The sequence below is a fragment of the Pseudorhodoplanes sinuspersici genome, from assembly GCF_002119765.1.
GTDB classification, from domain to species: Bacteria; Pseudomonadota; Alphaproteobacteria; order Rhizobiales; family Xanthobacteraceae; genus Pseudorhodoplanes; species Pseudorhodoplanes sinuspersici.
Genome location: NZ_CP021112.1, coordinates 2,467,992 through 2,483,180, shown reverse-complemented (window position 1 = coordinate 2,483,180; position 15,189 = coordinate 2,467,992). Strand labels below are relative to the sequence as shown.

Below are 15,189 nucleotides of genomic sequence, written 5' to 3'. Positions count from 1 at the left end.
CGCACAGTCATTCCCGTCAAAAATTTTCGCGCAACAGGCGCGCCTTTGGAGAACATCATGACCATCGCTCTCATCATCCTCGCCGTCGTGGCCGCCGCCGTCATTGGCCTTCTGATCTACGCATCGATGCAGCCGGACACGTTCCGGGTCGAGCGATCGGCAATCATCCATGCGCCGCGAGAGAAGATCATCGGCATCGTCACCGATCTTCGCCGCGGCGTCGAATGGTCGCCGTTCGAAAAAGGGCTGACCATGAAGAAAACCTTCAGCGGCCCGGCAACCGGCGTCGGCTCGGCCCTGGAATGGGACGGCGACAAACAGAGCGGCGCCGGAAAGTTCACGATCGCCGCGGTCACGCCCTCGAAGATCACATTCAATCTCGACATGACCAAGCCGATGAAGGCCAATCACATCGTCGAATACACGTTCGAACCGCAGGGCGATGCCACCAGGATGACGTGGAGCATCCACGGTCGCGCAAACATGATGTCAAAGGTCATGGGTCTGTTCATGAACGTGGACAAGATGTGCGGCGATCAGTTCGAGAAGGGCTTCAAGGACCTGAAGATCGTCGCCGAGCGCGAGGCGGAATCCCTCCCCGACGGCTCCCGCACCGCTGCGGCGTAATCGAAGCCAATCTTTCAAACCGGATAGTCGTCATGCTCAAAAAAATCCTCATTGCCATCGGCGTTCTGGTTGTCGCCGTTGCCGGTCTCCTGCTCTACGCATCGATCACGCAGCCGGACACTTTCCGCGTTCAGCGCGCGATGACGATCGATGCCCCGCAGGAAAAGGTCTACGGCATCCTGACCGATCTGCGCCGGGGCGCCGAATGGTCTCCCTTTGAAAAGGGCAAGACGATGAAGAAGACCTTCAGCGGCCCGGAAACGGGCGCCGGCGCGGCGCTGGAATGGGATGGCGACAGCGAAAGCGGCGCCGGCAAGCTTACGATCGCGCAGGCCACCCCGTCGAAGATCACGCTCAATCTCGACATGACGAGGCCGATGACCGCGCACAACATCGTCGAATACGACCTCGCTCCAAACGGCAACGGCACGAATGTGACCTGGAGCATGTCCGGGCCGATGAACATCGTCTCGAAGGTCATGTGCACATTCACCAGCATCGACAAGATGCTCGGCGGCGAATTCGAGAAAGGCCTGCGCGACCTGAATACGCTGGCACAACAATAGACGACTCAACGCGACATCAAACCCAAAGGAGGATCGCATGACTGCAGCCACCAGCCTGAAGCCGACCGCCGAACGCAGTGTGACGATCACGCGCGTCATCGATGCGCCGCGCGACAAGGTATTCAAGGCCTGGATCGACGCGGAACAGCTCGCGCAATGGTGGGGGCCGCAGCATTTCACCAATCCGGTCTGCGAACTCGATGTGCGGCCCGGCGGCAAGATCCTCATCCATATGCGGGCACCGGATGGCACGGTTTACCCGATGTCCGGCACGTTCCGCGAAATCGCCTCGCCCTCGCGCATCGTCTTCGTCGCTGTTGCGGAAGATGCCAACGGCAACCCGCATCTGGAGTCGCTGACCACCGTCACCTTCGAAGACGATGGCGGCAAAACCAGGCTGACGGTCACCGCGCATGCGACCGGTTTCTCACCGGCCGCCCCGCAAATGCTGGCCGGCATGGATGCCGGCTGGAGCCAGAGCCTCGACAAACTTGGAAGCAACCTCACAGGAGAAAACATGACTGATACCATGACCGAAGCCCCCGAATGCGCGATGATGGCCAAGCCGCAACAGGAACACGAGTGGCTGCAGCAACTCGTTGGCGAATGGGACTTCGAAGGCGAATGCATGATGGGTCCCGACCAGCCGCCGATGAAAAACACCGGCACCTGCACCACGCGCTCGCTCGGCGGCCTGTGGTTCCTCAGCGAGGGCTCGGGCGAAATGCCCGGCGGCGGCATGATGAACAGCATCATCACGCTGGGCTACGATCCGCAGAAGCAGCGCTATGTCGGCAGCTTCATCGCATCGATGATGACTCACATGTGGCTCTACGAGGGCACACTGGATGCCTCCGGCAAGGTCCTGACGCTCGACACCGAAGGCCCGAGCATGAGCGGCGACGGCACGATGACGACCTATCAGGACATCGTCACCATCGAGAGCAAGGATCACTGGGTCCTCTCATCACAGGCAAAAGGCCCGGACGGTCAATGGATGAAGTTCATGACCGCGCATTACCGGCGCAAAAAGTAACGCCGCTGGCGACACCACGAGCAAGGAGCAAGCGATGACAACAAGCAGCAATGAAGCCGCGGTCCACGCCCGCCTCGAGCAATGGCTCGAAGCCAGCCGCGCGATGAACCTCGATGCCATTCGGGCCTGCTACGTGCCGGACATGGTGTCGTATGACTGCCACTCCGCTTTCCAGTTCCAGGGCATCGATGCTTACAGCAAGCACCTGGAAATGTGCTTTTCGCACATGGCGGGGCCCGCCACCATTGAGGTCAGTGAGCTTTCGGTCACGGCGGACGAGCACATTGCATTCGGTCACATGACCATGCATTGCGGCTGCACCAGCACGAGTGGCACCGAACATTGGTGCTGGTTGCGCTCGACCGTCTGCTTGCGCAAGATCGACGGCCACTGGCTGATCGCCCACGACCATTGCTCGGCACCGTTCGATCCGATGAGCAATCAGGCGATGCTCGATGCTGGTCCGCAAACTGTGCAGCAGGGGCGCGCGGCCTGACGTCCGGACGGGATGAATGCTCTGGGTGCCGGCCGGATCGCCGGCACCTTCTTCGCTTTCTCTGCCTTCATCATCGCTGCGCTTGGTCGTCTGGCAACAGCGGCATTCATTCTGGCGTTGCGCTCGCGCATGGAATCCGGAACAGTTCGCGCAGATATCCTGCGAGACCGCGATGCCGAAAAGCCCAACCGTCGAGATCACATATTGCCGGCTCTGCGGCTGGGGCTTGCGCGCAAACTGGATGGTGCAGGAGCTGATGCACACCTTTGCCGAAGAACTCGGCTCGGTGATCCTGACGCCCGACACCACCGGCGGCGTGTTCGAGGTGCGTCTTGAGAACGACCTCGTCTGGTCTCGCAAGGAACGCGGCCGCTTTCCGGAAATGAAAGAGCTGAAGCAGCTGGTCCGCGATCGCGTTGCGCCGGAGCGGAAGCTTGGACATTCCGACAAAGCCTGAGCGTCAATTGCCTCAGGCTTTCTTCTCCCGCCGCGCCACCACCTCTTCATAGGCCGCCCGCAGCCGCTCGAAGACGGATGGTGCACGCGGCCTTGGCCTGAGCCGCTTGCCGGGACCGAGATGCATCTCGCGCAATTCGTCCATGAACTCGGCCCACAGCTTCGGTCCGCCTTCGTCGAGTAATTGCGCACGAATGCTGAGCTCTTCGGTGACGGGCAGATATTTGCGGCCCCAGGCCGCCATCTGTGCCAGCACTGGTAATAGCTCAATGCCTTTTTCAGTGAGACTGTAGATCGCCTTCTGCTTATGGGTGGGGTCATCTGCCCTGGTGAGGATACCCTGCTCCAGCAGCGTCTTCAGCCGATCGGACAGAATGTTGGAGGCGATGCCTTCCTCAGAACCGTTCAGCAATTCCCGAAAATGCCGCCGGTTACCGAAGATGATGTCCCGGATCACCAGAAGGCTCCAGCGGTCGCCCACAACCTCCAGCGTGAGATTGATCGGACAACCTGATCGATGCGCCTCGTTCATTGCCAGCCCTGCCCGTTCAAAACCGCTTGCGTTATGCAATCAGACTATTTATAGAGCAACCAGTTGCATTTCACAATCAGTTTGATCAAGGGAGGACCCGTTGATGTCCAAACTTAGCGTTCACGGTTTCACGATCTCTCTCGACGGTTATGGCGCCGGCCCCGATCAGAGCCGCGGCAATCCACTCGGTGTCGGCGGCGAAGCGCTGCATCAGTGGATGTTGGGTACCCGCACATTCCGGACAATGGTCATGGGGCAGGACGGCGGCTCAACGGGTATTGATGACGATTTTGCCAAGCGCGGTTTCGAGAACGTCGGCGCCTGGATCATGGGCCGCAATATGTTCGCGCCCAGCCGCGGCGAATGGCCGGATGACGAATGGAAGGGATGGTGGGGCAACAACCCGCCCTATCACTGTCCGGTCTTCGTGCTCACCGAGCATCCGCGCCCCGCGATCGATATGGAAGGCGGCACCACATTTCACTTCGTCACCGACGGCATTCACGCGGCGCTGGAACGCGCGCGAGACGCCGCGCACGGCAAGACCATCCGCGTCGGCGGCGGCACTGCCACGATCCGGCAATATCTGCAGGCTGGCCTTGTCGACGAAATGCATTTTGCCGTCTCTCCGATCTTGCTCGGCAGCGGCGAACATCTTTTTGCTGGGCTCGATCTGCCAAAGCTCGGCTATCGGCGCAGCGAACACGTCACCACGCCGAATGCCATGCATATCGTATTGACGAAATCGTAGGATTAGCGCGGCCTCCCGAGAGGCAAACTTGGATCGCATCGTTGAGCGCGCGCAACCCAACCGACATGTCAAAGGCGGGTATCTCACCATGTCCCTCACGCTGTATTTTCATCCGCTCTCATCCTTCTGCATGAAGGTGCTGACCGCGCTGTATGAGAACGACACGCCGTTCACGCCGCATCTCGTCGATCTGATGGACGAGACCGCAGCCGCAAATCTCAGGAAGATGTGGCCGATCGGGAAATTTCCGGTGCTGCGCGACGAGACACGGGGCGCAACCGTGACTGAAACGAGCATCATCATCGAGTTTCTGCAGTTGCATTATCCCGGCCCGGTTCAGCTCATTCCGCAGGATGGAGCGCGGGCGTTACAGATGCGGCTGCGCGACCGGATGTTCGATCTCTATCTCAACATGCAGATGCAAAAGGTGGTCGGCGACCGATTGCGGCCTGCCGGGCAGAAGGATCCGCAGGGCGTGGCGGAAGCCCGCAACACGCTCGACATAACCTGCAGCCTTGTCGACAAATATATCGACGGCAAGACCTGGATCACGGGCGACGATTTCACCATGGCAGACTGCGCGGCGGCGCCGGCCTTGTTCTACACCGACAAGGTGATGCCGCTTGCGGAAAACCACAAGAATGCAGCCGCCTATCTCGAGCGGCTGATGCAGCGGCCGTCCTTCGCCCGCGTGCTGAAAGAAGCGGAGCCGTATTTCAAGTTGTTTCCGCAGGACAACGCGACGTAGCGCAAACGCGTTGCGCTTCAAAGACAGGGAGACGGACCATGCCACAGCGCAGCCGGGCGGACGTCGTTCGCAGCTACTTCGCCGCCTTTATAAATAAGGATCGGGTGGTCGTCGAAAACGCCCTGTCCAAGGACTTCACCTTCACCAGCCCCTATGACGATGCGATCGACCGGGTTGAATATTTCGCCCGCTGCTGGCCGAACAGCGAGCGCATCCGGGACGCCGCCATCGAGCGCATCTCCGAGCACGGCGACGGCGCTTTCGTGACCTACAAGCTTACGATGGACGACGGACGGAGTTTCAGAAATACCGAGTTCATCACCTTCGACGGAGACCAGATCAAAGCCGTCGATGTTTATTTCGGGGCGACTTACAAAGAGGGACGCTTCGTCGCGCAGAAGCCGAACTGAGACAGGGCTGATTTTTCCGCTCGTCCCCGCGAAAATGGGCACCCAGAACTGCGTTTCGCAGCAGCATTGAGTAAGACTGGATTCCCGCTTGCGCGGGAATGAACGGAGAGAGTTGCAGTGCTATCGCACACTACCGCGTCGGCACCGGCTTTTCGCCGCGATAGTCGTAGAAGCCGCGCTGCGTCTTGCGGCCGAGCCAGCCGGCTTCGACGTATTTTACCAGCAGCGGGCACGGACGATATTTCGAATCCGCCAGCCCCTCGTGCAGCACCTGCATCACCGACAGGCAGGTATCGAGACCAATGAAATCGGCAAGCTCGAGCGGTCCCATCGGATGGTGGGCACCGAGTTTCATCGCCGTATCGATCGCCTCGACGTTACCGACGCCTTCATACAGCGTGTAGATCGCCTCGTTGATCATCGGCAGCAGGATGCGATTGACGATGAAGGCCGGGAAGTCTTCCGAAACCGCGATGGTCTTGTGCAGCTTGCCGACGAATTCCTTGCTCGCCTCGAAGGTCTGGTCGCCAGTGGCGATGCCGCGAATAAGCTCGACCAGCTCCATCAGCGGCACCGGATTCATGAAATGGATGCCGATGAATTTCTCGGGCCGATCGGTCGACGCCGCCAGGCGTGTGATCGACAGCGACGATGTGTTGGTGGCGAGGATTGCATCCGGCCTCAGCGACGGACAAAGCTCGGTAAAGATTTTCCGCTTGATGTCTTCCTTCTCGGTCGCCGACTCGATCACGAGATCGCAATCGCCGAAATCGTCCATCGATGCCGCCGGCTTGATGTGCTGCAGCGCCGCCTGACGCTGCTCCTCGGAGATCAGCTTCTTGGAGACCTGACGCGCCATATTGCCGTTGATGGTCGCCAGTGATTGCTTGATGCGGTCGGCCGCCACGTCGTGAATCTTCACGTCGAAATTGGCCAGCGCGCAGACATGGGCGATGCCGCTGCCCATTTGCCCTGCGCCGATCACACCGACCTTGCGAATGCTCTGCGCCATATCTGCCTGCGCCATGTCTCTCTCTGCCAAATCGCGCCGGTGTTCTACGCTGATCCTGAGCGTGTTACCACCGGCCGCGATATTAAACCTCAGGTCCGTTAACGCTTGATCTTGCCAAGCTCGGCGTCGAGCTCCGGCAAGGCCTGGTAGAGATCCGCAACCAGGCCGTAATCGGCGACCTGGAAGATCGGCGCCTCCTCGTCCTTGTTGATCGCCACGATGACCTTGGAGTCCTTCATGCCGGCGAGATGCTGGATCGCGCCGGAAATGCCGACCGCGATATAGAGCTCCGGCGCCACCACCTTACCGGTCTGGCCGACCTGCCAGTCGTTCGGCGCGTAGCCGGCGTCCACCGCCGCGCGCGAAGCGCCCATCGCCGCGCCAAGCTTGTCGGCCACCGGCTCGATATATTTTGTGAAATTTTCGCGGTTCTGCATCGCCCGGCCGCCGGAGATGATGATCTTCGCGGAGGTCAGCTCCGGCCGGTCCGATTTTGACAATTCCTCGCCGACGAAGCTGGAAATGGCCGGATCGGCCGGGACCGGAACCGTCTCGATCGGGGCCGAGCCGCCCTCGCCGGACGCCTGGAAGGTCGAGGTGCGCACCGTGATGACCTTCTTCTTGTCGGTCGATTTCACGGTCTGGATCGCATTGCCGGCATAGATCGGACGCTCGAAGGTGTCCGGCGCGACCACCTTGGTGATGTCGGAAATCTGCATCACGTCGAGCAAGGCGGCGACGCGCGGCATCACATTCTTACCAGTTGTCGTCGCGGGCGCGACCAGCGCGTCGTAATTGCCTGCAAGCGACACGATCAGCGCCGCCAGCGGTTCGGCAAGCCGATGCTCAAGCGTGTCACTCTCCGCCAGCAGCACCTTGGCGACGCCGTCGAGCTTCGCTGCTTCCTCGGCAACGCCGCGGCAGTCCTTGCCGGCAACCAGGACATGGACCTCGCCACCGAGCGCCTTGGCGGCCGTCAGTGCCTTTTGCGTCGAGTCCTTCAGAGACTTGTTGTCATGTTTGGCAAGAAGCAGCGTCGTCATCTAAAGCACTCCCGCTTCGTTCTTCAGCTTCTCGACCAATTCAGCCACCGTTGCCACCTTCACGCCCGACTTGCGGCCGCCGGGCTCAACCGTTTTCAGGATCTCAAGCCGCGGCTTCACATCGACGCCGTAATCGCCTGGCGTTTTCTCATCGATCGGCTTCTTCTTCGCCTTCATGATGTTCGGCAGGCTGGCATAGCGCGGCTCGTTGAGCCGCAGATCGGTCGTCACGATCGCCGGGCTTTTCAGCTTCACCGTCTGCAAGCCGCCATCGACTTCGCGGGTCACGGCGACGCTATCCCCTTCGATCACCAGCTTGGAGGCAAAGGTGCCCTGCGGCCAGCCGAGCAGCGCCGCCAGCATCTGGCCGGTCTGGTTCGAATCGTCATCGATCGCCTGCTTGCCCATGATCACGAGGCCAGGCTGCTCGGCCTCAACGATACCTTTGAGGATTTTCGCGATCGCCAGCGGCTCCGGCATGGCATCGACCTTGACCAGGATGCCGCGGTCGGCGCCCATCGCCAGGGCGGTGCGGATGGTCTCGGAGGCCTGGGCCGGTCCGATCGAAATCGCCACGATCTCAGTGGCTTTGCCCGCTTCCTTCTGACGGATCGCCTCTTCCACCGCGATCTCGTCGAACGGGTTCATCGACATCTTGACGTTGGCGAGTTCGACCCCGGAACCGTCCGATTTGACCCGCACCTTGACGTTGTAATCGATAACCCGTTTGACGGGCACCAGAATCTTCATGTTTCACCCTTCGCAGATGCGAAATCGGCGGCTAACTAAGAGACGGATTGGCGGAGTGTCAACGGCAAGGCTGCTCCGTCAAACATGGATGACCAAGCCGCGCGTAGAAACCGCCCTCGGAACCGACCGGTCCGTCCCGCGTGGCTTCACCGGTTCTGCCCCGGCTGCCACAGCACATCCTTGTCGCCCCTGTCATTGGCATGACGCCCGGCAACGAACAGAAAATCCGACAATCGGTTCACATACTGGATCGCCTCCGGCGTCACCGCCTCGCCAGGCCGATCGCGCAATTCGATCATCAGCCGTTCGGCACGCCGGCACATCGTCCGCGCCAGATGCAGGTAGGCGGCGGCAGGCGTACCACCCGGCAGGATAAAGGATCGCAGCGGCGGCAGGCCATCGTTCAACGTATCGATCTGCTGTTCGATCCACTGCACCTGCTTTTCCGTGACGTTGAGCTTGGCGCCGCCCGGCCCCTTGCCTTTGGTGTCATCGAGAATGCAAAGGTCGGCCTCGACATCGAAGATGTCGTTCTGGATGCGCAGCAGCATCGCATCGAGAACCGGATCCTCCCCGGTATGCAGCCGGGCGATGCCGATCGCGGCATTGGCTTCATCGAGGGTGCCGTAAGCTGCGACCCGCAGATCGTATTTCTTGCGCCGCTCGCCAGAGCCGAGCGAGGTCATTCCGTCGTCGCCGGTGCGGGTGTAGATCTTGTTGAGGACGACCATGGTTTTAACGCCCCATCATCCAGAGGGCGGCCATGATAATCACCAACGCGACAAACTGCAGCACCACACGAAGTCGCATCAGCTTCTGCGAGGTATAGGGCGAGCCGCCGCGCAGCATGTTGGCGAGACCCAGCAGCAGCACGATAGCCACGGCACCGATGGCGAACGGAATGAGATTGTAGAAGATATTGGACATCCGGCTGTCCTAGCACCGGGCCGATGGAAGTACCACCGGCCCGAAAGCTGCGGCCCAAAGCAAGAATCAGAGCTGTCGGTTGTATCTCTCCGCCTCATCCTGAGGAGGCGGCAAAGCCGCCGTCTCGAAAGATGCGGGCGGCCACCCGATCTTGGGTTTACCCAAGATCGGTATGATTGGCGCGCAAGTCGGCTATAGCCGACTTGCGATGTTCGAGACGCGCTTCTGCGAAGCGCCCCTCACCATGAGGCCGATTGAGAGCATTCTGCAACGCGTTAGGCCGCGAGATGTTTTTCGATCTCGTAGACCGGCATCTTCACGTAGTCCTTCTGGACTTCCTCACGCACCGCATGCTTCAGCGCATGGCTATACCCCTGCCGCAGCACGCCGATCGCCCGCGGCGGCGCTACCAGAATGATGGACTTGATCTGTCCCGCCTGGACGGCGGTATCGAGCTTGTTGATGATCGAGCGCAAGAATTCATCTTCCTGCTGGGTGTGAAAATCAGTTTGCTCGACAGCCGAGCGTCCGTTCCCGACCGACGAATGGGAACGTCCCGGCGCATCCGTGCCGAGCTCGCTGGTCGGTAAAACCTTCTGCTCCAGTACTTCGCGCGTTTGCAGATTTGGAAACTTGGAATCCCCTGCATTTTGGAGAAATAGGGCCTTGCTGCCGTCGCACACCACCACCCACTCGCCCTCACCGATCTTTACACATTTCGTCGACGTCATTGAAAACTCCTCCTAAGATCACGATGATTTTGGATCGAACCGATCCAAAATCATAAAACGTGATCGATTCTTATAAGTTAGAGCATGATGTCGTCCGAAAACCGCCTCACACTTTTCGGCATCATGCTCTAACGGACGGCCATCAAACACCATGCCCGGCCACCCGCCTTGCGATCGATCAACGCGGAGGAAGGATATCAGTTGCTACCGTCGAGCAGCCTGCGGGCAATGACCTGCGCCTGAATTTCCGCCGCTCCCTCAAAGATGTTGAGTATGCGCGCATCACACAAGATGCGCGAGGCCGGGAATTCGAGCGCAAAACCGTTACCGCCGTGAATCTGCACGGTATTGTCGGCCGCAGCCCAGGCGACCCGCGCCGCCAGCAGCTTTGCCATCCCGGCTTCCAGATCGCAGCGCCGGCCGGAATCCTTTTGCCGAGCGGCAAAATAGGTCAATTGCCGTGCAATCAGGATTTCGACCGACATCATCGCCAGCTTGTCGGCGACACGCGGGAATTCGATGATCGGCCGGGCAAATTGCGACCGCTGCTGCGCATAGGCGAGGCCCTGATCCATCGCCGCCTGCGCAACGCCGATGGCCCGCGCTGCGGTCTGGATGCGTGCCGCCTCAAAGGTCTGCATCAGTTGCTTGAAGCCTGCGCCTTCGATCCCGCCCAGCAAATTCTCGGTCTTCACCTCGAAGCCATCGAAGGCGATTTCGTATTCTTTCATGCCGCGATAGCCGAGCACTTCGATCTCGGTGCCGGACATGCCGGGCGCAGGAAACGGATTGCCATCATCACCGCGCGGCTTTTCCGCCAGCAGCATCGACAAGCCGCGATATCCGCTCTGCTTCGGGTCGGTCCGCACCAAGAGCGTCATCAGATCGGCGCGCACCGGATGCGTGATCCAGGTCTTGTTGCCGTAAATCTTGTAGACATTGCCGTCGCGCACGGCACGGGTCTTCAGCGACGCAAGATCGGATCCGGTATTGGGCTCGGTAAAGACAGCGGTCGGCAGGATTTCACCCGACGCGATCGCCGGAAGCCATTTGCGCTTTTGCTCTTCGGTGCCGCTGCCAAGGATGAGTTCTGCAGCGATCTCCGAACGCGTGCCGAGCGAGCCAACTCCGATATAGCCGCGCGACAGCTCCTCCGACACGACGCACATGGACTCCTTGCCGAGCCCCATGCCGCCGAATTCTTCCGGCAAGGTCAGCCCGAACACGCCGAGTTCGGACATGTGCGAAATCACGTCCAGCGGGATGTATTCGTTCTTCAGGTGCCATTGCTGCGCATGGGGCGCGACTTCGCTCGCCGAGAATTTCCGCATCTCCTCGCGGATCGCTTCCAGCGTCTCGTCGAGACCGGCATTGCCGTAAGTCGGCTCGTGATTGTGATTGATGAGTTCGGCGAGACGCGCCCGGCGCGTCGCGGTATTGCCGGTATCGATCAGCAATTGACAGACGGGCGTGACACGTGCGGCGACATCTGCGAGCGACAGGCCAAGATCCGAAAGACGAAGAATCTCGCCCTGGCTCATCGGAATGCCGCCGAACATCTGCGCGAGATATTCGCCAAAGCCGATCCGGACCTGCAGCTCTTCGATCTCGCCGAATTTGCCTTCGGCCTGCATGCGAGACGCGTACGCAGCCATCTGGCGCAGCGCTTCGACATAGGTCGCGAGCCAGGCCAGGCCATGGGTGGCGCGCTGCTCGCGATCGAACAGCCGGCCCAGCGTGTCGCCGCCGTCGACCGCCACACGCTTTCGGACCGCAATCGTGGCGTCGGACAGCAGCGCTTCCGCGACGCCGACGGCGTCCTCCGCCTGCGGAATGAACTGGCTCGATGTCTCGGATCGCTGCGGTACGGCGGTCATGTAACTCTCCCCAAAGTCACAGTTGGCACTCTAAAGCCTTTGGCGGTCAGAGTAATGGTGCGGCGCACAAAAGCAACTCACTCGCTCACCATTCATGGTAACTGAATAATTAACCATTTGGGGCTTTCCTGTTTCTTGCCCAATTCACAGGCAAGCGATGGTCAGCGCTCCTCCCGGAAGCCGTCTCAACCCGCTGAAGTGGCTTCGGGGCCCCCGGCCATCCCGATGGCTCGGCGCTTTGTCTGTCCGCTCGCGGATCATCCTGCTGGCCCTGATTCCGGTGGCCGGATTTATTGCCAATGGCGCATCCTATATCGCCGGCGAACGCGAGGTTGGCGATGCATTCGAGCGCTATCGCCGCGCCGTCCTGACTGCGGAAGCCAGCCACAGCTTCAAGGAAGCCATCGACCAGATGCGGATCACCGCCCGCGATTTTGCGGCTCAGCCGTCGGACGAACTGGTCGGCGCCTTCGAAAAAGCAAATACTCTAGCCCTGGAACAAATCGCCGCCATCGAGGAAGCGGTCGACGACCATGAACGGTTGCGGATCGCCTGGCTGTCCGGGCGTCTCAAGGAGGTGCGCAACCGGTTCAGGGACGTGGTCAACGAGCAACGCATCATCGGTTACAACGACAGTGAAGGATTGCAACGCAAGCTGTACGACACCGGCGTCGCGGTCGAACGCGTGATCAACGAGAAGATCGACTGGCTGGGCGATGCCGATGCCAAAAAACTTCTCGTATCCCTGCTGGTGATGCGGCGATACGAAGCCGAACAGCGTATCCAGTCGACCAGCACGTCGCATACGCTGTTCTTTTCCGAGTATGAGAATTTCTCCAACACCATCAAGAAAATCGGCGGCACGTTGGACCAGCGCGCGGTGATCGAGAACCGCGTCAAGGCCTACGCCGACACCTTTTCCAGTTGGTCTGCGGTGGCCGACAAGCTGCGCCCCAATCTCAAGATCATCGATCTCGACACGCAGGAGATGATGCCGGCAGCGGACCAGATTATCGACAACGCCCGCGACGGCGCGCACCGCGATGCTGCGCAATTGTCTGCGTCACAATATCGAACACGCGCGATCATTCTCTCGGTCGGTACAGCCGCAGTCCTGCTTGGCCTGATCCTGAGCTGGCTGATCGGACGCAGCATCACCCGCCCGCTCCACGGCTTGTCGGCTGCGATGATGCGGCTCGCGCAAGGCGATACATCGGCTTACATTCCGGCCACGCACGAGCGGCACGCCATCGGCGACATGGCGCGGACCGTGCTTGTCTTCCGCGACACCACGATCGAGCGCGAACACCTTGCAAAGGCCAACAATGAAACCGCCCGCGCGCGCGAAATCCGCGGCGAAGCCATCGCGGCAAAGATCGGGAATTTCGAACGGTCGGTGAATGCCGTTCTCGACAAGGTGCGCGGCGCGGCGGAACGCCTTGAAGCTGCGTCCGGTCGCCTCAATGCGTCAGCCGATGCCGTGTCTGCGCAAGCACGAACGGCGGAAGATCGCGTGATGACGGCCTCGAGCAACGTCACCACTGCCGCGGGCTCGGTCGATGAACTGGCCGCCTCGATCGGTCAGATTGCCACCCAGGCGCAGAAATCAACCGATGTCGCCACGCAAGCCGTTGCGGAAGCGCGCCGCACCAACGCCACCATGGCTGAACTCGCCAAGGCAGCGACCCGCATCGGCGAAGTGATCAATCTCATCCAGTCCATCGCCGGCCAGACCAACCTCCTGGCGTTGAACGCCACCATCGAGGCCGCCCGCGCCGGCGAGGCCGGACGCGGCTTTGCCGTCGTCGCGTCGGAGGTCAAATCGCTGGCCGGCCAGACTGCGCGCGCGACCGAAGACATTGCCTGCCAGATCGGCGCGATCCAGTCGGCCACCGCCGATGCCACACAGGCGATCGCACGGGTCAACGGCATCATCGAGAACATGTCGGCCATGGCCGCCAGTGTGGCGGCAACGGTCGGACAACAGAATTCCGCTGTCGCGATCATCGCCGAGGGCGTCAACAGCGCATCGACCGAAGCCCGCAACGGCGCCAATGCGATGAGCCGCGTTGCAAGTGCCACGCTCGAGGCGCGCGCCACCGCGGCCGATGTGAAGGTGCTGGCCGACGCGCTGGCACAGGAGGCGGAAGGCCTCGAAACCCAGATCCGCCAATTCCTCATCGAGGTTCAAGCGGCCTGATCGGCTTTGCCACGGACAAGGCCGCTCTTGAGAGATAGCGCGCATTTGCCTATGTCGCTACAGCGAGCGATCGGCGAAACGTTGGCTACCGGTTTTGCATTAGACTGCGCGCAATATTTTAGATCTTCCGCGCGGGGAACACGGTTTGCGGTTTCTGAAGAAAACATGGCGCGTCGCGCTGGATGCCTTCTGGCAATTCAACGCCGACGACGGCTGGGCGATTGCGAGCCATATCGCGCTGTCAAGTTTGATGGCGCTGTTTCCTTTCTTCCTCGTCCTGACCGCGCTGGCCGGTATGATGGGGTCGCAAAACCTCGCCGACGAAGCCGCCAATCTCCTGCTAGAAGCCTGGCCGGAGGAAGTGGCCGGGCCGATTTCGCGCGAGATCCACAATGTCCTGGTCGGCGCGCATGGGCAGGTGCTGACGGTCGGCGCCGCGCTCGCCTTGTTTTTCGCGTCCAGCGGCATCGAGAGTTTGCGGATCGGTTTGAACCGCGCCTACACCGTGGTCGAGACGCGGCCGATGTGGCTCCTGCGCATCGAAGCCATCGGCTATGTGATCCTTGCCGCCATCGGCATGCTGGCGATCTCGTTTCTCGTGCTGCTGGCGCCACTGATCTGGAACACGTTGACGCGGCGCTTTCCGGCGCTGGAGCCGTTCGGCGATGTCGTCACCTTCATCCGCCTCGCCACGGCGAGCGTGCTGCTGGTTGTCCCGTTGATTATCGTCCACAAATGGCTGCCGGCCGGCAAACGGCGCTGGCGCGAAATCGCGCCCGGCATCCTGGCGACGCTGGTCTTGTGGCTGATCACCGGCGTCGCCTTCGGGCGATATCTGGCCGACTTCGCCTTCACCTATTCGGTCTATTATGCCGGCCTTGCTTCGCCGATGATCGCGCTGGTCTTCCTGTACTGGACCGCATCGATCTTCATCTATGGCGGCGAATTGAATGCCACCATTCTGAAGATGCGCGCCGCACGGATTGAAAAAGCGAAAGCCGTCTAAAATTCTTTGTTCAGAATCACA

18 protein-coding genes are annotated in these 15,189 nt (G+C 60.7%); 10 read left to right on the top strand and 8 right to left on the bottom strand.

The features are described 5' to 3' along the window. Positions 1-57 precede the first annotated feature (57 nt). From CAK95_RS12000 to CAK95_RS11975, 5 genes are all read left to right on the top strand, one after another. Positions 58-627, top strand: a complete 570-nt coding sequence (locus CAK95_RS12000) for an SRPBCC family protein (protein ID WP_086088132.1) — start codon at positions 58-60, stop codon at positions 625-627. Between the two features lie 32 nt (positions 628-659). Next, positions 660-1,193, top strand: coding sequence for an SRPBCC family protein (locus CAK95_RS11995; protein WP_086088131.1), 534 nt, complete (start codon positions 660-662; stop codon positions 1,191-1,193). Positions 1,194-1,230: 37 nt separating this feature from the next. After that, complete coding sequence (locus CAK95_RS29620) at positions 1,231-2,229, top strand: DUF1579 family protein (RefSeq protein ID WP_198343831.1); 999 nt, start codon at positions 1,231-1,233, stop codon at positions 2,227-2,229. 34 nt (positions 2,230-2,263) lie between these two features. Next, entirely contained in the window at positions 2,264-2,725 is a 462-nt protein-coding gene (locus CAK95_RS11980) for a YybH family protein (RefSeq protein ID WP_086088130.1), read from the top strand. Between the two features lie 172 nt (positions 2,726-2,897). Beyond that, positions 2,898-3,182 (top strand): Rdx family protein, encoded by a 285-nt coding sequence (locus CAK95_RS11975; protein ID WP_086091361.1) that lies wholly within the window; start codon positions 2,898-2,900, stop codon positions 3,180-3,182. Positions 3,183-3,194: 12 nt separating this feature from the next. On the opposite strand, the gene CAK95_RS11970 is transcribed toward CAK95_RS11975, so the two are convergent. Further along, on the bottom strand, positions 3,195-3,713 hold the full coding sequence (locus CAK95_RS11970) for a winged helix-turn-helix transcriptional regulator (protein WP_086088129.1): 519 nt from the start codon (positions 3,711-3,713) through the stop codon (positions 3,195-3,197). A gap of 103 nt (positions 3,714-3,816) precedes the next feature. Here CAK95_RS11970 and CAK95_RS11965 point away from each other — a divergent pair, with 103 nt between their 5' ends. The 3 genes from CAK95_RS11965 (at position 3,817) to CAK95_RS11955 (ending at position 5,622) form a co-directional block, all read left to right on the top strand. Continuing rightward, the gene (locus CAK95_RS11965; RefSeq protein WP_086088128.1) at positions 3,817-4,464 is read left to right on the top strand and encodes a dihydrofolate reductase family protein; all 648 of its coding nucleotides are present in this window, start codon (positions 3,817-3,819) and stop codon (positions 4,462-4,464) included. 88 nt (positions 4,465-4,552) lie between these two features. Next, positions 4,553-5,212, top strand: a complete 660-nt coding sequence (locus tag CAK95_RS11960) for a glutathione S-transferase family protein (protein WP_086091360.1) — start codon at positions 4,553-4,555, stop codon at positions 5,210-5,212. 38 nt (positions 5,213-5,250) lie between these two features. Then, positions 5,251-5,622 carry a nuclear transport factor 2 family protein gene (locus CAK95_RS11955; protein WP_086088127.1) on the top strand — a complete coding sequence of 124 codons (372 nt, stop codon included), beginning with the start codon at positions 5,251-5,253 and terminating at the stop codon, positions 5,620-5,622. Positions 5,623-5,752: 130 nt separating this feature from the next. Here the strand turns inward: CAK95_RS11955 and CAK95_RS11950 are convergent, their stop codons facing one another. The 7 genes from CAK95_RS11950 to CAK95_RS11920 all read right to left on the bottom strand — a co-directional run bounded on the left by CAK95_RS11950 (position 5,753) and on the right by CAK95_RS11920 (position 11,962). Next, on the bottom strand, positions 5,753-6,634 hold the full coding sequence (locus CAK95_RS11950; protein WP_086091359.1) for a 3-hydroxybutyryl-CoA dehydrogenase: 882 nt from the start codon (positions 6,632-6,634) through the stop codon (positions 5,753-5,755). Between the two features lie 98 nt (positions 6,635-6,732). Continuing rightward, positions 6,733-7,677: an electron transfer flavoprotein subunit alpha/FixB family protein gene (locus CAK95_RS11945; RefSeq protein WP_086088126.1), complete on the bottom strand. Its 945-nt coding sequence runs from the start codon at positions 7,675-7,677 to the stop codon at positions 6,733-6,735. Further along, on the bottom strand, positions 7,678-8,427 hold the full coding sequence (locus CAK95_RS11940; RefSeq protein WP_086088125.1) for an electron transfer flavoprotein subunit beta/FixA family protein: 750 nt from the start codon (positions 8,425-8,427) through the stop codon (positions 7,678-7,680). It lies immediately after the preceding gene. Positions 8,428-8,573: 146 nt separating this feature from the next. Continuing rightward, entirely contained in the window at positions 8,574-9,158 is a 585-nt protein-coding gene (locus CAK95_RS11935; RefSeq protein WP_086088124.1) for a cob(I)yrinic acid a,c-diamide adenosyltransferase, read from the bottom strand. 4 nt (positions 9,159-9,162) lie between these two features. Then, positions 9,163-9,354, bottom strand: a complete 192-nt coding sequence (locus CAK95_RS11930) for a twin transmembrane helix small protein (RefSeq protein WP_086088123.1) — start codon at positions 9,352-9,354, stop codon at positions 9,163-9,165. A 275-nt stretch (positions 9,355-9,629) separates the two neighbouring features. Beyond that, positions 9,630-10,085 carry a host attachment protein gene (locus CAK95_RS11925; protein ID WP_086088122.1) on the bottom strand — a complete coding sequence of 152 codons (456 nt, stop codon included), beginning with the start codon at positions 10,083-10,085 and terminating at the stop codon, positions 9,630-9,632. Positions 10,086-10,282: 197 nt separating this feature from the next. Continuing rightward, on the bottom strand, positions 10,283-11,962 hold the full coding sequence (locus CAK95_RS11920; RefSeq protein ID WP_086088121.1) for an acyl-CoA dehydrogenase family protein: 1,680 nt from the start codon (positions 11,960-11,962) through the stop codon (positions 10,283-10,285). 238 nt (positions 11,963-12,200) lie between these two features. Between CAK95_RS11920 and CAK95_RS11915 the strand changes: the two genes are divergently transcribed. Both CAK95_RS11915 and CAK95_RS11910 read left to right on the top strand, forming a co-directional pair. Then, on the top strand, positions 12,201-14,162 hold the full coding sequence (locus CAK95_RS11915) for a methyl-accepting chemotaxis protein (RefSeq protein ID WP_183044248.1): 1,962 nt from the start codon (positions 12,201-12,203) through the stop codon (positions 14,160-14,162). A 145-nt stretch (positions 14,163-14,307) separates the two neighbouring features. Continuing rightward, positions 14,308-15,168 carry a YihY/virulence factor BrkB family protein gene (locus CAK95_RS11910; RefSeq protein ID WP_183044247.1) on the top strand — a complete coding sequence of 287 codons (861 nt, stop codon included), beginning with the start codon at positions 14,308-14,310 and terminating at the stop codon, positions 15,166-15,168. The last annotated feature ends 21 nt before the right edge of the window (positions 15,169-15,189 follow it).